At 47.9% G+C, this 17,618-nt stretch carries 18 protein-coding genes; 15 read left to right on the top strand and 3 right to left on the bottom strand.

Translation table 11 applies throughout. The features are described from left to right. Nucleotides 1-351: 351 nt before the first annotated feature. The 6 genes from NST08_RS28745 (at nt 352) to NST08_RS28720 (ending at nt 8,215) form a co-directional block, all read left to right on the top strand. The gene (locus NST08_RS28745) at nt 352-2,412 is read left to right on the top strand and encodes a TerD family protein (RefSeq protein WP_432806791.1); all 2,061 of its coding nucleotides are present in this window, start codon (nt 352-354) and stop codon (nt 2,410-2,412) included. Between the two features lie 270 nt (nt 2,413-2,682). Further along, entirely contained in the window at nt 2,683-3,186 is a 504-nt protein-coding gene (locus NST08_RS28740; protein WP_251537967.1) for a DinB family protein, read from the top strand. Nucleotides 3,187-3,496: 310 nt separating this feature from the next. Then, nucleotides 3,497-4,405, top strand: coding sequence for an SMI1/KNR4 family protein (locus tag NST08_RS28735; RefSeq protein ID WP_251537969.1), 909 nt, complete (start codon nt 3,497-3,499; stop codon nt 4,403-4,405). Between the two features lie 419 nt (nt 4,406-4,824). After that, a complete protein-coding gene (locus tag NST08_RS28730) occupies nt 4,825-6,081 on the top strand; it encodes a response regulator (RefSeq protein WP_251537971.1) in 1,257 nt (418 codons plus the stop codon). Between the two features lie 38 nt (nt 6,082-6,119). Continuing rightward, the gene (locus NST08_RS28725) at nt 6,120-6,719 is read left to right on the top strand and encodes a class D sortase (protein WP_445933651.1); all 600 of its coding nucleotides are present in this window, start codon (nt 6,120-6,122) and stop codon (nt 6,717-6,719) included. 375 nt (nt 6,720-7,094) lie between these two features. After that, a protein-coding gene (locus NST08_RS28720) for an IS3 family transposase (RefSeq protein WP_156124786.1) occupies nt 7,095-8,215 on the top strand; the annotation gives its coding sequence in 2 pieces (ribosomal slippage) (nt 7,095-7,344 and nt 7,344-8,215; 1,122 coding nt in all). Nucleotides 8,216-8,488: 273 nt separating this feature from the next. Here the strand turns inward: NST08_RS28720 and NST08_RS28715 are convergent. Then, nucleotides 8,489-9,052, bottom strand: coding sequence for a hypothetical protein (locus NST08_RS28715; protein ID WP_251535850.1), 564 nt, complete (start codon nt 9,050-9,052; stop codon nt 8,489-8,491). A 359-nt stretch (nt 9,053-9,411) separates the two neighbouring features. Between NST08_RS28715 and NST08_RS28710 the strand changes: the two genes are divergently transcribed. From NST08_RS28710 to NST08_RS28670, 9 genes are all read left to right on the top strand, one after another. Further along, nucleotides 9,412-10,026, top strand: coding sequence for a restriction endonuclease (locus NST08_RS28710; RefSeq protein WP_341342581.1), 615 nt, complete (start codon nt 9,412-9,414; stop codon nt 10,024-10,026). A 457-nt stretch (nt 10,027-10,483) separates the two neighbouring features. Continuing rightward, nucleotides 10,484-10,894, top strand: coding sequence for a hypothetical protein (locus tag NST08_RS28705; protein WP_251535849.1), 411 nt, complete (start codon nt 10,484-10,486; stop codon nt 10,892-10,894). A 269-nt stretch (nt 10,895-11,163) separates the two neighbouring features. After that, nucleotides 11,164-11,403 (top strand): hypothetical protein, encoded by a 240-nt coding sequence (locus NST08_RS28700; RefSeq protein ID WP_251535848.1) that lies wholly within the window; start codon nt 11,164-11,166, stop codon nt 11,401-11,403. A gap of 68 nt (nt 11,404-11,471) precedes the next feature. After that, nucleotides 11,472-11,987, top strand: a complete 516-nt coding sequence (locus NST08_RS28695) for a ParB N-terminal domain-containing protein (protein ID WP_251535847.1) — start codon at nt 11,472-11,474, stop codon at nt 11,985-11,987. Beyond that, a complete protein-coding gene (locus NST08_RS28690) occupies nt 11,980-12,588 on the top strand; it encodes a Mom family adenine methylcarbamoylation protein (RefSeq protein ID WP_251535846.1) in 609 nt (202 codons plus the stop codon). Before NST08_RS28695 ends, NST08_RS28690 begins: the two co-directional genes overlap by 8 nt. A gap of 255 nt (nt 12,589-12,843) precedes the next feature. After that, nucleotides 12,844-13,368: a tubby C-terminal domain-like protein gene (locus NST08_RS28685; protein ID WP_251535845.1), complete on the top strand. Its 525-nt coding sequence runs from the start codon at nt 12,844-12,846 to the stop codon at nt 13,366-13,368. Nucleotides 13,369-13,628: 260 nt separating this feature from the next. Further along, entirely contained in the window at nt 13,629-13,841 is a 213-nt protein-coding gene (locus tag NST08_RS28680) for a hypothetical protein (protein WP_251535844.1), read from the top strand. 75 nt (nt 13,842-13,916) lie between these two features. Further along, nucleotides 13,917-14,195 carry a hypothetical protein gene (locus NST08_RS28675; RefSeq protein ID WP_251535843.1) on the top strand — a complete coding sequence of 93 codons (279 nt, stop codon included), beginning with the start codon at nt 13,917-13,919 and terminating at the stop codon, nt 14,193-14,195. 120 nt (nt 14,196-14,315) lie between these two features. Continuing rightward, nucleotides 14,316-15,676 (top strand): IS1182 family transposase gene (locus NST08_RS28670; protein ID WP_251535842.1). Its coding sequence is split into 2 segments (ribosomal slippage): nt 14,316-14,886 and nt 14,886-15,676, totalling 1,362 coding nucleotides; the frame shifts between segments, so codons are not numbered across the junction. Nucleotides 15,677-15,883: 207 nt separating this feature from the next. Here the strand turns inward: NST08_RS28670 and NST08_RS28665 are convergent. Continuing rightward, a complete protein-coding gene (locus NST08_RS28665; protein WP_210094091.1) occupies nt 15,884-16,489 on the bottom strand; it encodes a response regulator transcription factor in 606 nt (201 codons plus the stop codon). Continuing rightward, nucleotides 16,486-17,607, bottom strand: a complete 1,122-nt coding sequence (locus NST08_RS28660; protein WP_210094090.1) for a sensor histidine kinase — start codon at nt 17,605-17,607, stop codon at nt 16,486-16,488. The genes NST08_RS28665 and NST08_RS28660 overlap by 4 nt, the downstream gene beginning before the upstream one ends. Nucleotides 17,608-17,618: the final 11 nt, after the last annotated feature.

Below are 17,618 nucleotides of genomic sequence, written 5' to 3'. Positions count from 1 at the left end.
CAGGACGGCACAAGGAAATTCATCGGAATGGCCCGATTTCCGCACGTTTCCATAAGTCGTAATACTTCCGCCCTGTTCGCAGGAAGCGACGTGTGTGATGATAAGTGCATCCAAGGTTCACGGCCACATGGCCTGGAACCGAACACACCTTCAGGCTATTGCGATCCTTCCTTCTATTTCAAATTGAGCGAATTAGGGTCGCAGCTTCCCTGAGGGATGTTGATTAAGAGAGGAGGCATCCAGGCTATCTTGTACCTTCCTTCTAAATTACCTTTCACGTATTTAGGGCAAGGCTTTCCTGGAATCCTGATGATAAATAATACCATCTATTTACGAAGAGCGAATAAACTTATGGTGGAGCGAGGGCAAGGGGAGAGCCGGCTTTCGGAAGCGGTTTTGGCCACTGCCCTGAAAAATATCGAGTTTCTTGGATTTACGTTCTCCCACCCATTGATGCACGTCATTCGTACATTATCCATGGAGCAGTTTTCCGAATTCTATGCCCAGCTAGTCGCTGACCTTAGCGTTATGGTCGGTGCACATGTGGAGTATCAGCCGATGTATCCCGGATTCCCGCAGCAAGTGATGGAGGAAGACGATGCAGCGCTGTATCTGAATGCGGTCTACCATTATCTTACGCTGGAGGCTCCCGATCATCCTGGTGTGGTAAGACCTACTTTGCTGGATAAAACCCAGCTGACCGTCATCGAGCTTGGAAGCCAAGCCGAGTTCCATATGATGATCCAGCAACTAATTCAAGCCAAGACGTCCATTTCGGACACGGACCGGCAGGACATCGATACCGCGATCGCGAATGCCGAGCCGGAGGAGCTGGAAGAGCTGCTTCCTTCCGAAATTCCGTTCAAGGAAAACGCCGCCTTCGTCGCAAGCTCCTTGCTGAAGCATGACAAGGCAAACATCAACCTGATCGAGCGCTACTTCAAGACGGCAACGGATGTATTGCGTCTGGCAGCGGCTTGGTCGGGGGGCGATGTCAGCCTTACCGCGCCTGTGCGCTTCCGTAAATTCAAGCGCCCGGAAAGACGGCTGCTGCTCGGATTGCTGGAGCGATGCCACCCGATAACGGAGGATATGCTGAGATTTAAAGACCGCTGGATTCGCCTTGGCGAGATTCTACACCCTTCCGAATACAAGTCGCGTTTTCCGCGTGCGGAAGAAGCCTTCGATATCTTGCGCAATAACAAGCCCTTTACGACCTTCAACGGCAGCGTAGAGCTCGCCTTCCGCTATGATCAAGTCTGGTCCCTCATCGATCTCTTGATGAAGCGTCCCGGCGAATTCGCGAGACGGCTGGATCAGCTGCTGCGCTCGACCGAGCATACAGAGTATGTCGTGCTTGCATTCGGAGAAGTCGCGGATCAAGTGTCGACGCCGGTGTTATTGCAGGTGAAGTCTCATTTTGCCCGCCGCCATGAGCCGAGCGACCTTCGCATCTTCTTCCCGAAAGGCAATGTGGCCAAGGCGTTTGCGGTTCCGAATAAGCTTCCGAAGGTGGATCCTGGGGCTTGCGAGGACATCGTGAACCTATGTGACCAGGTATTGATCCAGCGGTTCTCCGAGCTGCCGCCGCTTGGTAAGACCTATGTCGACCAACGCTTGCAGCACTACCACGTCCCGTTCTCACAGCGATCGGCCAGTAAAGCTTTGCGTACGCTCGTACGCGGAAGCCGCATCCCGATGGGGGATGGGGATACCATCCGGTTCTTCAGCTGGTGGAAAGAGGGAATGGTCGACGGCCAACCGACCGGCCGCGTGGATATCGACCTGTCCGCAGTGATGTATGACGGGAACTGGCAGTATGTGGAGCATATTTCGTATACGAATCTGCGGTCGTCCAAGTACCGTGCCGTGCACAGCGGAGACATCGTATCCGCCCCGCAGGGCGCATGCGAATTCATTGATCTCCATATCCCTTCCATCGTCCAGTACGGCGGGCGCTACATCGTGGCAACCCTGCATTCTTATACGAGTCAGCCGTATTGCGAGCTGCCGGAGTGCTTCACGGGCTGGATGATGCGTAAAAAACCCGGCTCCGGGGAAATCTTCGAGCCTGCCACGGTGGTCAATAAACTCGATGTCACCGCCGACACGCAGATTGCGATTCCCGTTATCCTTGATCTGATGGAGCGCACGGTCATTTGGACCGATCTGTCCTTGACGCGGCATCCGCACTACTATAACAATGTCGAAGGGAACCAGAAGGGAATGGTTCTGATGGGGAAAGCCATGACGGCGCTTCGGAAACCGGACCTGTACGATCTGTTTGTGCTCCATGCGAAGGCACGGGGCGAGTGCGTCGAACAGAAAGATGAGGCCGAAACGGTTTTTTCGGTGGATCATGGAACCACGCCGTTTGATATCGAGCAGATTATGGCGGAATACCTGGTTTAATCGCATATGCTTGATGAGGGCACCTATTGACGGTGCTCTTTTTTCTTCACGAACACATATTGAAATCAGGATGAATTAGGATCATCGCTAAATTCGCCACATAATAATGACAAACCTTGTCACTATTAACGGTTAGGATAAAGATAAGGCAGCCGGTCCATTAACCATGTAAATGAGAACCGGAACTTCAGCTAGGGGAGGACCCTGGAACAGAGCGGATGGGCGAGCCAAATAACATATGATTGTTAAAAAATAAGGAGGACTGCGCTTATGTATGTAACAATTTCGGATTTTGTTGCGGAGTGGAAGAGGGAGGCTGCATTAACTCAGCAGGTATTGAACGGTTTGACGGATGCCTCGCTGCAGCAGAAGGTGTACGGGGAAGGACGAACGTTGGGGAGAATCGCCTGGCACTTCACCACGAATATCCCGGAATATTTGTCAGAGTTCGGAATTACCATCGAACAGATCCCGAATGCGGAGGAAGTCCCTGCTTCCGCGAAGGAAATTGCCGATACCTTTGCGGAGATCAGCGACCGGGCGGCTCGCGCCATTGAGGAGCAGTGGACGGATGCCTCGCTGCAAGCGGTGCAGAATGCCTTCGGAAGAGATGAATCGAATGCGTCCATCTTGATGGGACTCATCAAACACATTGTCCACCACCGGGGACAGGTTACCGTACTGATGCGTCAAGCTGGATTAAAGCCATTTGGCGTATATGGACCTCCCAAAGAAGATTGGATCCATTTCGGGGTGGAACAGCCGCCACAATAAAAAATCATGACATGACCGAAAACTCAGGCGCTAAATTTCAAACCAATCACACGTCAAGCTTATCAGCATGGATGTTGGTGTTTGTCCGATGATCACCGTTTTCTGGCCGCGAATCCTCACAGGATTGCGGCCTTTTGCGTTATTGGCGTCTAGCCTGTAGTTATTAGCCGACCCCACCCTGCACACCATTCCAACGGGAAGCATACGTACAGCACCTTTGCAGGTCCGGCCTAATTAACGATACATGATGTGGAGCGGGCTGCGCCGGAAATGGTATAATTCTACTAAAGTATGAGAGGGGGCAAGGCCAATGAGGGAAGAACTCTTGGAACAGCTCGAGGAGTGGCATGAAGAGGATGAATTCGAAGCGATCGTAGACGCGATTACGGAGATTCCGGAAGAAGAACGGGATTACGTCCTGACAAGCCATTTGGGCAGAGCGCTGAATAATCTGGAGCGCTATGAGGAGGCGGTTGAACAGTTCTTATCGGTTGCAGAAGAAGGACAAGAGGACCCGCTCTGGCATTACCGCATCGGACTGGCCTATTATTATCTGGAGCAATATGAGAATGCGCGCGAAGCCTTCGAAACCGCCGACCGGCTGGAGCCGGGGGATGAGGATACGCTGGAGTTCCTGGAGTGGATCCGAAGTAAAACGGAGGAGCAGGAGCATGAAGCTGCTGTGTCAGCAGTTGATGCTCCAACAGAGCAGGCGTTTATCTCTGCCGACATGGATGTTACGGATTTTTGGGATGATGGCGCGGAAGCTGCCGATTCGTATACCATGGCGCCGCCGACGGACGATTTGGTTGAATCCATCCAGGAAGAGCTGGTTTTTAAACTGCCGACAGCCTATATTCAGATGATGAAAGTACATAATGGCGGGATTCCCCGCAGAAGGTTTTTCCCTATACAATCGGGGGATGCAGCCGATGGCCGCATCGAGATTACGGGCATGCTGGGCATCGGCCGAGAGAAGAAGCACTCGCTCTGCGGAGAAGCCGGCAGCCGGTATATGATCGAGAATCGAGGCTACCCGGAGATCGGTGTCGTTCTATGCTTGTGTCCTTCCGAATCGGAAGCGGTCATGCTGGACTACCGGGCAGCCGGCAATGACGGAGAGCCCCAGGTCGTTCATGTTGACCAGAGACATCCAGACAAGATTACCCGGCTTGCGCCGAACTTCCAAGCTTTTGTTCAGGGATTGGTGCAAGCGTAAACGCCTTTTTTGAACATCCACCGTTGATAAAGAAGCTTCGCCCGAAACCAAGCCAGTAGAAGAGCCATGCTGCTGGAATTCAGTTGCGGCACACCGGTTACAGGAAAAGAAAACAACCATACGATAAAAAGCTGTTCAGAGAGGAGCGTGAGCTCTTACTCCTGAGCAGCTTTTTTACAATGCTCCATTAGTCGGCATTACACCGGGAGCCTCACCACAAATAATTCCAACTGCGACAAGTAAAAATTGTAATCGAATATCAAAAGTAACATTCTATTGTGATAAGATGAGTATAAAGACTTAGAATAAGCATTCAGAAAATATTCAACGCAACATGCCAATATATAGAAGAAATGGTGTTGGACGATTGGGGGAGCTGTTCGCTGGTTTTGCGTGAGATGGACCACGAGAAGTCATTCATGACTGCAAAAAACCAGGAACATCACTTCATCTATAAGGAACCCGGTTCAAGGGGGATGGCGAGCCTGCAGAAGGGGGAGAAGAGGACCTTGAAGGTCATGTTCGTCGATGATGAATTACTGGCTACACAGTATTTAAAGAGACTGCTGTTACAAGAAGAAGCTGCCGCCGATTTCCAGTGGGTTGGCGAATATCAAAATCCATACGAAGCATTAGATGCAGCCCAATCAGAGGAGCCTGATGTCGTATTTCTGGATATCGAGATGCCGGAGATGACCGGCTTTGAATTGGCGGAGCGCTTATGGGAGGTTCGGCCTCAGCTTCAGATCGTGTTTGTGACCGCCTATGATGATTATGCGATCAAGGCATTTGAGGTTAACGCGCTGGATTATCTTCTGAAGCCTGTGCTTCCTTCAAGGCTTTCCGTTACGATCGACCGAATCGTGAAAGGTTCGCTAACAAAGCCGGCAGCAGTTATCAGCCGTACCGATGATGAACAAGAGCCAATAACCCTCTGCTGCTTGCAATCCCTGCACTATAGGGAGAACGGGGAGCCAAAGCATTTTCCATGGAAAACGTTAAAGGCCCCGGAGCTGTTCGCCTACCTTATTTACTACCGGGGGAAGACGGTGAGCAAGCAGACGCTCATGGATCTGCTGTGGCCTGTCCACGACCCGCACAAAGCCGTGACGCAGCTCCATACGGCCATTTATCAGATTCGGAAAATGATCAGAATGTGCGGGCTGGATGCCCGAATTCATTATCATGACGAGAGCTATCGGCTGGAGCTTGCGGGTAAGCTGGACGTGGAGAAATGGGAAGACAGGTTGAGTAAAGCGCCGGAGGTAATGCCGGACACGCTTTCCATCCACCAGTCGATCATGGATATGTACGAAGGGGATTTCCTGGCGGACCACCGGTATGTGTGGGCAGAGCCTGAGCAGGAACGCCTTCGACTGCTATGGCTCGAGCATGTCCAATCTGTCGCAGCATGCCATGTCGAGATCGGCCAGCATGCGGAAGCCGTAAAAATCCACCAGCAGGTGATTGAGCGGCTGCCGTATTTGGAGGACGGCTATGTCGGATTGATGTATATCTATGCTTCGCTGCATCATCACTCTGAAGTCAAAAAGATGTTTCAGCGAATGAAGGAAGTGCTGCTCGGGGAATATGAGGTCCCCCTTTCGGACAACATCGTTCAATGGTACAAAGAGTGGGAGCAGACCGTTGAGGTCGCTGATGAGCAAGGGGCGTGAGTGAGACCATGATCAAACGGGCATTGCCTGTTCTATTCATCATTGCAGGAATAATCCTAATATTCTATCCGAAGCTGACGGAAAGGGTTCAGCAGGCGGAACAGGAGCAGCTGGCCCGCGAATGGCAGGATAGTCTTCAACAGATCAGCGTTGTGGATGATCGTCAGGCGTCAGGGAACCAGGAATCCAATGAAGCAGCCGGTGGAGCGGGTACATCCGATCATGCCTCCACCAAATCTGAAGGGGAGCTCGAAGTGATGCTTGCCATCCCCAAGATCGATCTCAAGCTGCCTGTATTGCATGGGGCGACGAAGGAGAATCTGAGGACGACATTGGCCAGCATCGAGCATACGGGAAGACCCGGGGAGATCGGTAATTTTGCCGTTGCCGGCCATCGCAACCGAACCTATGGAAGGAACTTTAACCGATTGGATGAGCTGGCCGTAGGCGATGCCATCGAAGTGGATACGGGTACCCGAGTATTTAAATATGAGGTAACCGAAAAGCTGATCGTTAAGCCGGAGGAAGTCTGGGTGCTGGAAAGCGACGGGAAGAATAAGGAGGTTACGCTCGTGACCTGCCACCCGATGGTCAATCCGACGCATCGGCTCATTATTAAGGGGAAGATCATCTCATAAGATTTCCCGCGGTAATATGGATCTCATTGATTTATGATAAGTCAGATTCTTATAACGATTTGATGGAACAGCCTGCCGGCAAGCGGCAGGCTCAGGCTGTCGAGAAACCCCCTGTTTTTTTGCAGGGGGTTTAAAATTGCCTCGTCGGTCACTGAAGTAGGGTTCTCAGAGCGCTTTAAATCGATTTTTATTTTAAAAGATATGATTCCCCATATAAAAAATAGAGTGTCGAAAAGTCCGTTGGACTTTCTCGACACTCTGAGGGCACTCCCTAATGGAGTGCCCTTTTTTATGGTGGATCGTCTACACTTAGTTGGACAATAAAAATGAGGGCTTGTAGAATAAACCTATCATCCTAAGGAGCGGATCTCTACAATGCCAAAACAACAACGACGTACCTTTACAGCAGAATTCAAAAAACAAATGGTAGAACTCTATGAAAACGGAAAATCCAGAGCAGCGATCGTGGAGGAATATGACCTCACAGCCTCCGCTTTAGACCGCTGGATCAAACAAGCCCAAACAACGGGTTCCTTCAAGGAGAAGGACAATCGCTCCTCCGAAGACAATGAGCTGATTGCCTTGCGAAAGGAGAACCAGCGTCTGAAAATGGAGGTGGATATTTTAAAGCAAGCCGCGCTGATCATGGGACGAAAGTAGCTATCATCCAGAACAACCGTGATAAATACTCGGTATCAGCAATGTGCGACGTCCTGCAAATCGCAAGAAGTACGTTTTACTATGAAGCGAAAGAACAAACGAGCGAAGACGATGTCGCCGAAGCGATTGCGGACATTTTCCATAAGAATCGAAAAGCTTACGGTACACGCAAGATTAAAGTCAAGCTCCAGGAACGTGGTTTCGTCGTCTCCAGACGTCGAATTGGCCGGATCATGAAAGAGCAGGGACTTGTTTCTACGTACACCGTGTCGCAATATAAACCCCTTAAGTCCGCGTGTAATGAAGCGTCTACAGCCAATACGCTGAATCGCGAATTCGATCAAACGGAGGCTAAACGAGTCGTTGTCAGCGATCTGACGTATGTGAAAGTTCAGAACCGGTGGCATTACATTTGTGTACTTATCGACCTGTTCAATCGAGAGATCATCGGCCATAGTGTAGGCCCTCATAAGGATGCCGTGTTGGTTTCTCGTGCCTTTGCAACGGTTCAGGGTGATTTATCTCAGATTCAATGGTTCCATACCGACCGTGGCAGTGAGTTTAAAAATCAAAAGATGGATGCACTTTTGGAGACATTTGAAATTGGCCGATCCCTGAGCATGAAAGGCTGCCCCTACGACAACGCTGTGGCGGAAGCGACCTACAAGATTATGAAAACAGAGTTCGTGAACCAGATGAACTTCCAGAGTCTTCGTCATCTGGAACTGGAATTATACGATTATGTTAACTGGTTTAACAAGCATCGGATTCATGGAACACTAGGATACATGACACCGGTTCAGTATCGCCATGCAGCCCTTAAAAATGCTGTCTGATTTACTGTTGACAATCCATTTCTCGACAGCCTGAGGAGAGCTGGATAAACAGCTCTCCTTTTTCGATGCTTACTTCTTTCGGGTAGACATTTTTATTACAAAGAATAGTATCGACAAGAAGAATAGAGCTTGAGAGACGTTGACAAATATTCTGATACCTTCGCCCGATTCTTTTAAGCCGAATAAAATATCAATGACGGACACCAAACCTGTAATTATAAGTATGATCAGTGAAAGTATGTACACGTTTAGTCCCCCTTAAATATTGGTGCTTTATAGCAGGAAGAATACAATAGCTCTAGCAGCTGGATCGCTTAACCACGCCGGAATACCAACCGATTGTAATGCGTTAGAGAGGCCATCCTCTGCAGTTCCTGTGAAGTCTACCATAATATCCAATGCCTGCATGAGTACCTGGTAACTAAGATATGTTTTAAGAGTAGTTTTTGCACCAGCTGTCAATGGCAATTTGTCTACGTATACTTTAATCTGTTCATTCCAAGCACGTGACCCAACGTTTTTGAGTTTTTTGATCAATTCTTGTGCTACTTCTTTTGCTAGTTTTGTCTTCCAACCTTGTGTAGTAACATCGCCTGCAGTTGATGTAATACCAAGCTCAGCGCCAACCGTTCTAAAGAGAGTATCGTAATCTACTTGTCTAAGTTCAAGTTCAATTCTTTTGTCTAGATTGATTGGGCCAGACGGTAATTCGATTTGTGTTCCCGAATTAGTAGAATTTCCATTCGCAACTTGAGCGCTAGCAAAAGCGGGTAGAGTAAATGAGGACAACAAGAGTGCAGATAATGATGCGATTCCCAGTTGCTTAACCTTTTTCATAGATTCATACCTCTTTTCATAGAATTTGGTTGTTACAGGAATATTATAGCATTAGAAATCTATGATTGCAAAATTTAGGTAGATTCATATATAAATTTACATAGAATTTACATAAAGGAACTATTCGCTATTAAATCAGTGACTGATTAATAATCTATTTTTGAATGAAGAATGGCACTTCGTTGGACTTTTTAGGTGATATATTTGTATTGTGGGAATTAAGCGAGAATGAAACGCACAGCCGCACGAGGCGGCATATGACTGGGGCGTTCCTCTTCTCGCTTTTTTCTATACAAGGTAGGAAATTAGTCCCAAGTGTCGAATTGTGTTCAGGACAATATACATACTTGGGGGAAGAAATGATGGCAAGAAGGAAGAGTAAGGCGAAGCAGGAAGAAGAATTGTTCCAAGGGTTAGCTGGTATGGCGATGTTGGGAGGAATTATTGGAACCTATTCGGTAACAAGATCATGGCAAGCATCATTGGTTGTCGGATTGCTAGGTGTCGTTGGAGTTATTATTTTAATGGTCTATATTCAACGAAAACGTGCCGAACGACTGAAGAGGTCAGGCATAGCTGAGATCGATAAGATGGACGGCGTACAATTTGAACATTATCTTGGTCATCTTTTTCGCTCTCAGGGGTACAAGGCTGAGGTTACAAAGGCAGCAGGCGACTTTGGAGCAGATCTGATTATGTCCAAAGATGGGAAACGGATTGTGGTTCAAGCCAAGCGTTATAAAAAGAATGTAGGGTTGAAAGCTGTTCAAGAAGTTCAGGGTGCTAAGGCACACTATAAGGCATCCGGTGCATGGGTTGTTACCAACAGTAATTTTACTCAACAGGCTTATGAGCTCGCAAAATCAAACGGAGTCAGACTAATCAGCCGGGATGAACTGGTAGAAATGCTTCTAGTTATGAAAGAGAAGCTATCAGCTTCAAAGAAATCAGGAAGTGTAAAGACGAGTGCATAATCGAATTAATGAGCAATAGTGAGTAAAACATGTATGGTATTAGTTTCTTCGCTAATGAAGGACATTCCGAAGATTGACCTTGATTTTGTGACTTCGTTAAAATGGTCTTGTTCTTCCTCTATAGTTACAAAGTACGTATGCTTTTAAAGCAAAGAGCGCAGCGTTTTTGCGGCGACCGTTCGGGCGCATGCTTTTAGGACGTAACACCAACATCATACATATCACATTAAAGTCGTTCCTTCACTGGATCGGCTTTTTTTATTGGAGGAATAGAAGTGGTCAGTAGAAGACGGAAGAAGAAACGGATCCGACCCAGAGAGCAGCCGAAGAAATGCAAAGGTTGTGTGTGGGGGAGATGGGATGGAGTGAAGCAGTTTTGTCCTAAACCTCCTGAGTGTTGTATTAGAAAGGAAAAACCTTCCTGAATGTCGAATTATGATGTCGAGGAGGGATTCGTATGGAAATGTACAAAGAATTTAAGAGATACTTTGGAAGCAGTTCAATTTATACGGATTTACTAATGCATATTCAAGACAGTCAGCTTGATGAAAAAATTATGGCATTCTACCCGGAGGATTGGTTCGGTAAAGAAAAACCAGGGCTGACCATATTCACGCACAAAGATATCATTTCGATAAAGAATGACACGAGAAGCCTGAGTGAAATTATTTATAAAGATTATAAGGTGACTAAACTAGACTATTTAGAACACCATAATGATCGCTATGCCGGTTCGAAATTGACTATCACTCTGGATTCAGGAGAACAATTGATTTTTGATGCTTCCAAAGTTGCTGACGAAGATTACATCGTAACACTTTCGCGTTATATCAAAATGATATATGAATTTCTTAAGGAAGCACCCTAAATTAGGTGCTTTTTCTGTTGCTCTTATATGACGGAATATGAGCCGTTTTAAGCGTATTAGTATGAGAACATCCGATTGCAGGGAGCAGTCCGTTGAAGAGCGGAGAACAGCAACTGAGTGAGCGTACGAATGCATATGATGGTCACCCAAACGTTGAAACCAACTCAACACAAATACAAAGCAATTTGTTTGTTTTATCCTCGACACTTCATACTGAGGAAGGTAAAATATCCTTGACATGAATGAATGTTTTGAACGGGGGTGTTTAGATGAAATTTGTTAATAAAAATACTCTTCTTTTAGAAGTTGTAGACCTTTTTTATATAAATAGGCTGATCCAAACCTCAGACCCAGATTACTTCAATGCACTTGAAACTCACGTTGTGCATCTTCAAGGAATGGTATCTAGTCTAGACGGAATGAAAATTGTAACTGATGAAGCCACAAAAGAACGGTATGGCGACTTATTCAACCGTTTAGAAGACGCACTGAGAAGACACAACAGCTAATACAATCATTAGGACGAGCCCTGAGCTGGTCCTTTTTTTGTTGTCATAAAACCACTGGAGGTAGAGACATGAACATCAGAATCGTGCCAATCGATCAGATTAATGCAGCAGCCTATAACCCTCGGGTTGATCTTCAGCCTGGGGACGTTGAATATGAAAAACTTCGCCGAAGCATCGAGGAATTCGGTTATGTGGAGCCGATCATCTGGAATGAACGCACAGGAAACATGGTCGGTGGCCATCAACGGTATAAGATCCTGGTTAATGAGCAGAGCCATACTGAACTGCAAGTGTCTGTCGTGGATCTCGACGATCAGCAGGAACGGCTCCTGAATATTGCTTTGAACAAAGTATCAGGTGACTGGGATGAAGATGCTCTATCGCAGTTGCTTGTTGAGCTGCAAAAGGACGGCGTGGATATTTCCTTGTCCGGTTTTGACGATGTGGACTTGAAACAAATGCTTGGGGATATTGAGATCCCGAATTTTGAAGCAGGCACTCCCGAAGATCAAGGGGATTTGGGGGTATTGAGCTCAAAGCTTGTGACTTGTCCGCACTGCGGGGAGGAATTTGAACATGATTGATTTAAAGGTGGATTGGGCGACGCATGCAGCCGCAAAGTTTGCTTGCGAGAACTTCCACTATAGCCGCAGCTTACCCGCTGGAAAGTCCGTGAAAGTGGGAGCATGGGAGAATGGCCAGTATATTGGGGTTGTTATATTCAGCCGTGGGGCAACTCAGAATATCGGGTCTCCTTACGGCCTGACTCAACGTGAATGCTGTGAGCTCACACGGGTTGCATTGACCAAACACAAGTCGTTTGTTTCGGAGATCCTTGCCAAAGCAATTCGATTCTTGAAGGATCAGTCCCCCAACGTTGAGTTGATCGTCAGTTATGCCGACGTTGAACAGAAGCATCACGGTGGGATCTATCAGGCGACCAACTGGATCTATGAGGGAAAGACAGACGGTGAACATTATTTCATCATTAAAGGGAAGAAGACACATCCCAAATCGATTCATTCCAAGTACGGTACCGGCAGTCAACGCATCGATTGGATCAGGAATAATCTTGATGCCAATGCCGAATTGTATCGTACCGAAGGCAAGCACAAATACCTTATGCCCCTTAACAAGAAGATGCGGCGCAAGATCATGCCTTTGCACAAACCTTATCCCAAATAAATCAGATGGATCGCTCTTGCAGGACTATGGAGATTGATCCGAAGTTCTGTGATGTAATCAAACAACGATACCAGGAAGCGACAGGCATTAAGCCTGTTTTGATTAATCGAACGAGTGCTGAACTATAACTCATCATTGATATTTATATCAACAGAGATATTCTTCAATTAACGACAGATTGTTGAATATTATTGTAATTGATGATAGGATTGTAGTGGATGCATTCTATAAATCTGAATTATGAGGGGGACATTAATGAAGATCTTCTCCTACAACCCGCCAAAGCTGAAGCCCTCAACCAAACGGACTAAAGTTAAAGACGAGCAAGGGAATGTAGTGTGCTGGTTTGAGCGAGTATATCCCAATGTTATAGCAAAGATGTGCAATTATGTATTTGGAATTGATTGGTCCGCACAGATCCAGGTATATTCTGCAGACGGTCATCCGGTGTTCCAGTGCAACAAAAAAACACCATGGCTTGGGAGGCCGGAATATAGTGTTCAGCGTAGTGATACACAAGACGTTTTTAGAGTTACATATAAGAGTTGGCAAAAAGTTGCTCCAGAGTTTAAAGTCACTTATCAAGATCAAGAGTATGTAATAAAGAAAGATATGTTCGATTGGGCTAAGTTCATGCATTCAGGTAAGGAGTTGGCTAGATGGAGAATGAAAACGACAGAAGGATTTAAGGTAAGATTAGAGATCGAAGAAGCTTCTCCGATACAAGAACCTGAATTTTTCGTAGCTTTGTTTCACTCTATTTTCCTCATTGGTGATTGAATTCTAAATACTCTTTAATATGTTGACTAATAGGACAGATATTTGAAACATCAACCACCTACTGATTGGGTGGTTTTTTCTTTGAAATAGGTTAATCAAATTTTAATTAAAATAAAAGGAGGACGCTGACACGTCCTCCTGATCATACCCAGGGTATTCGCCCAGGTACCCCCAGCTGAGATAGCGGCCCGCCGCGCGCGGCATTTATCGACACCGCCGCTATCTCGCATTCCAGTATAAAGGAAAGCTGAGGGGACCACATGAGAACAAAAGATGAAGATTTATTGCAGCATGAGCTCGCCGTGATGGAAGGGATCCTGGAATCCAAAGAGCAGTACCGTAAAATCGTCAAGGCAGCTATCGCCCAATGGGTTAAGGACCTACAGGCTGGACATATAATGATGAAGACCGTTCAGGATCTGGAACGGTTGATTGAGCTGGACATCAAGCTTCAGAAGGATGATGAATTGTGAATTACGTAGGCATGTTAAATTAAGGGCGGCTTCCTCTTATATTGGTAGTACAATCCCATATAGGAGGAATGACGTATGTTATTCAAAGATGTAGTGTTGCTTGGTCTTGCCCATAAGAAAGAGAAGCAAGAGGTGTATACCCACTTCTCAAGAGAAGGGAAAGTAGATGATTTCATTGAAGCCCTGTACCACTTGAACAAAGATGGGTTGGTTTATGTTCCATTGAGAGCATGGAGTCCGAAGTATGATGGTGTCAGCATTCCAAATGATGTTGTCATGACAGGGGTTAAACTTACTCCATATGGTGAAAGCAGAGCTAAGCACCTTATCACGAAGCACAAGAAGTCCCTTTAAGGGGCTTCTCAGGCTGTCGAGAAAGTCTCGACAGCCTTCTTTATGTTTATTTATTTTAAGACAGCACCGCGTTAATGTTGTATAATATAGATAACTACTCATGAACGGATGGTGTCTTGAATGCTGAGATCTAATCGGGAAAAACAACAAAGCTACGAATTCGTGTCAATTGAAGAGCTGGTTCCACAGGATCATTTGCTGCGGAAAGTGGACAAGTATATCGACTTCTCCTTTATTGACGATAAGGTTCGTCCTCTTTACTGCGCAGATAACGGGCGGCCAGCCATTGATCCGGTCGTTCTGTTTAAGATGATTTTTCTCGGTTATTTTTATGGCATTCGCTCCGAACGCCAGTTGGAACGCGAGATTCAAACGAATTTGGCTTACCGCTGGTTTTTAGGTCTTGGTCTAACCGATAAAGTCCCAGACCACTCCACCATTAGCTGGAACCGGCGGACTCGGTTTAAGGATACTGACATTTTCCAGGAGATCTTTGACGAAATCGTCCTCCAAGCGATCTCGCACAAAATGGTGGGCGGGCGTGTGCTCATTACCGATTCGACTCACGTAAAAGCCAATGCCAACAAGCACCACTATACCAAGCAAGAAGTTCTACAAAACACCAAGGACTATATTGACGAACTCAATGAGGCTGTGACGGAGGACCGCAAAGCGCACGGAAAAAAGCCCTGAAAGTACGAGAGGAAGTGAATGGAACCAAAGAAATTAAAGTGAGCACCACCGATCCTGAAAGTGGCTATATGATTCGCGACGGTAAGCCAGAGGGGTTCTTTTATCTCGACCACCGGACGGTGGATCTTAAATACAATCTCATTACCGATGTCCATGTTACGCCAGGAAATGTCCACGATTCGGTTCCGTATTTGTCGCGATTAGACCGCCAAAGAGAACGTTTTGGATTCAAGGTTGAAGCTGTAGCCCTGGATTCCGGTTATTTAACTACGCCCATTTGCCGAGGTTTACAGCAGCGAAAGATTTTTGCCGTTATTGCACACCGGAGATTTCATCCGAAGCAAGGTTTGTTTGCCAAATGGAAGTTTACTTACGACGCTGAAAGTAACACCTATATCTGCCCGGAAAAACACCAACTGACGTACCGGACTACCGACCGGAAGGGTTACAGGCAGTATGCGTCAGACCCGGAACATTGCAAGACCTGTCCGATGCTTGCGCAATGCACTCATTCCAGGAACCACCGGAAGGTACTGACCCGACATGTCTGGGAAGACAGCAAAGACTGGGTGCGAAATAACCGGCTAAGCCGAGACGGCAAGCAGTTGTACCGCAAACGAAAAGAAACGATTGAGCGAAGCTTCGCGGATGCCAAAGAGCTCCATGGGTTTCGCTATTGCCGTTTGCGCGGACTCTCGAACGTCACGGAACAAGCGTTGATGACGGCCACCGTGCAGAACATGAAGAAGATGGCGATCCACCTGGATCGCCTGGAAAAGAGGGGGTAACCCTTCTTTTTTAGGCTTTTTAGCAACTGCAAATGAAAATAAGAGAAACCCAACGTCTACAAGACGTGGGTTTCTCGACAATCTGAGCCTGCCGGCAAGCGGCAGGCTGTTTTTTTCGTGTCTACATGAGATATATATCGGAGAAACTAAATACTTCAGGCCACAATACTGCTAAAGTCACCATATCACGCTTTTACGGCTTAACGCCTACAGCCAGCCCTTATCCTCCGCGATCGCGACCGCCTGCTGCCGGGACTCGGCGTCCAGCTTCTGAATGGCCGAAGAGAGGTAATTGCGAACCGTTCCTCGCGTCAGGAACAGAGCCTTGCTGATGTCCTCGGTCGTCATCCCTTCCTTGGTCAGGCGAAGCATTTCGATCTCCCGCTCGCTGAGCGGGTTCTCCTCCTTCATGAAGAGCGCTGCCGCCAGGTCGGTGCTGACGACCCGCTCGCCCTTCATGACCCGGCGGATGGCCTCGATCAAGTAATCGATCGGCTCGTCCTTTAGCAAATATCCCTCGACCCGCGCATCCATTGCTCTTTGCAAATAACCGGGGCGCGCGAAGGTCGTGACGATCATGATTTTGCAAGGCAAGCCGGCATGGCGTATCCTCTCGGCTAGCTCGAGCCCGCTAATATGAGGCATCTCGATGTCGAGCACGCACACATCCGGCTGATGGAGCGAGATGGCTTCCCATGCCTGTTCTCCGTCCGGCACCTCCGCCACCACCTCGATGTCGTCCTCGAACTGGAGCAATGAGGCGAATGCGCCGCGAAGCATTTTCTGGTCTTCTGCAATCACGATTCGGATCATGCGGGGTCCTCCTTTTTATGCTGGCGTAACGGGAGCATTAAAGACAAGGTGGTTCCCCCGGCTGGGGAAGCGGCAATGCTAAATGAGCCTCCCAGCATCTTCATCCGCTCCTTCATCGAAGGGATGCCGTTTCCGCCGTCCGGCTCCTTGATCCCGGTGCCGTCATCCGCAATGTGGATCTCGTAGGCTTCGTCCTTGGCCTCGATCCGGATGGTGCATCGCTTGGCGCGGCTATGCTTGATGATGTTGGTCATAGCTTCACGTACGCAGAGCGCAAGCATCGTTTCCTCCACGCTGGATAACAGCGGGGACTTCTCCGGCTTCTCGATCCTCAGCTCAATCCCTGCCGTACCCAGCAGCTTGACGGAATGCTCCAGCTCGCAGGCCAGGGAGATGAATTTCATCTCCGATACCAGCTCTCTCACTTGCTTAAGGGCCGTCCTGGAGCTGTCCAGAATCTCGCCAAGCTCCCGTTTGGCCTGGGCAGGATCCTTATCCACCCATCTCGTCGCCAGCTCGGTCTTCATCTTGATCATCATCAGGGTCTGTCCGAGCGTATCATGAAGATCTCTCGCGATCCGCTGACGCTCCTCCTGCTGGATATACATGGCGATCTGCTGGTTGGCTTCCTCCAGCTCGCCCTGCAGGCTTTTTGCTTTCTCCCGAATATAGATAATGGCCGGGTACAACGTTTGAATGATCATAACCGGCAGGTAAATGGCATTCTCCGTCTTCAGCAGCGGCTCCTGGCGGATGACGAACACCAGCAGATACGAGAGGGCAATAGCAGCACTGCCGATAGCAATCTGCCCTTTGGACCTGGACTTGCCGAGCAAGTCGGCAAAGAGGATGCCGAATAGCAGGATACCCGGCCCAATAAAGATTCCGAGCACGGTAAGCGTACCCTGGCCTGATAACACGGCTGCCAGAAGCCAGCCGCTGCGGCGCCACAATGCAATATAAAACGAAACCAGGAACAGCAGGAGCAGCAGAAGGCTGCCCCACAGTCCCGGTGCCGTATCCGAGCTTAACACCCGGTAGAATAAAAACACCGTCAGTACGAGGTCGATCAGCAGATAATTTTTGATTTGGTCTCTCGGGTACAACTTATGAAACATATCAAGCCCCC

Source organism: Paenibacillus sp. FSL K6-1566 (assembly GCF_038050475.1).
GTDB lineage: Bacteria > Bacillota > Bacilli > Paenibacillales > Paenibacillaceae > Paenibacillus_AQ > Paenibacillus_AQ lactis.
Note: the sequence above shows the minus strand (reverse complement) of the source record. Positions and strands in the feature narration are given on the sequence as shown.

Excerpts from the sequence above, each read along its gene's own strand:
- NST08_RS28745 (WP_432806791.1), top strand. The coding sequence starts at position 352 with ATGGTGGAGCGAGGGCAAGGGGAGAGCCGGCTTTCGGAAGCGGTTTTG.
- NST08_RS28740 (WP_251537967.1), top strand. The coding sequence starts at position 2,683 with ATGTATGTAACAATTTCGGATTTTGTTGCGGAGTGGAAGAGGGAGGCT.
- NST08_RS28735 (WP_251537969.1), top strand. The coding sequence starts at position 3,497 with ATGAGGGAAGAACTCTTGGAACAGCTCGAGGAGTGGCATGAAGAGGAT.
- NST08_RS28730 (WP_251537971.1), top strand. The coding sequence starts at position 4,825 with ATGACTGCAAAAAACCAGGAACATCACTTCATCTATAAGGAACCCGGT.
- NST08_RS28715 (WP_251535850.1), bottom strand. The coding sequence starts at position 9,052 with ATGAAAAAGGTTAAGCAACTGGGAATCGCATCATTATCTGCACTCTTG.
- NST08_RS28710 (WP_341342581.1), top strand. The coding sequence starts at position 9,412 with ATGATGGCAAGAAGGAAGAGTAAGGCGAAGCAGGAAGAAGAATTGTTC.
- NST08_RS28705 (WP_251535849.1), top strand. The coding sequence starts at position 10,484 with ATGGAAATGTACAAAGAATTTAAGAGATACTTTGGAAGCAGTTCAATT.
- NST08_RS28700 (WP_251535848.1), top strand. The coding sequence starts at position 11,164 with ATGAAATTTGTTAATAAAAATACTCTTCTTTTAGAAGTTGTAGACCTT.
- NST08_RS28695 (WP_251535847.1), top strand. The coding sequence starts at position 11,472 with ATGAACATCAGAATCGTGCCAATCGATCAGATTAATGCAGCAGCCTAT.
- NST08_RS28690 (WP_251535846.1), top strand. The coding sequence starts at position 11,980 with ATGATTGATTTAAAGGTGGATTGGGCGACGCATGCAGCCGCAAAGTTT.
- NST08_RS28685 (WP_251535845.1), top strand. The coding sequence starts at position 12,844 with ATGAAGATCTTCTCCTACAACCCGCCAAAGCTGAAGCCCTCAACCAAA.
- NST08_RS28680 (WP_251535844.1), top strand. The coding sequence starts at position 13,629 with ATGAGAACAAAAGATGAAGATTTATTGCAGCATGAGCTCGCCGTGATG.
- NST08_RS28675 (WP_251535843.1), top strand. The coding sequence starts at position 13,917 with ATGTTATTCAAAGATGTAGTGTTGCTTGGTCTTGCCCATAAGAAAGAG.
- NST08_RS28665 (WP_210094091.1), bottom strand. The coding sequence starts at position 16,489 with ATGATCCGAATCGTGATTGCAGAAGACCAGAAAATGCTTCGCGGCGCA.
- NST08_RS28660 (WP_210094090.1), bottom strand. The coding sequence starts at position 17,607 with ATGTTTCATAAGTTGTACCCGAGAGACCAAATCAAAAATTATCTGCTG.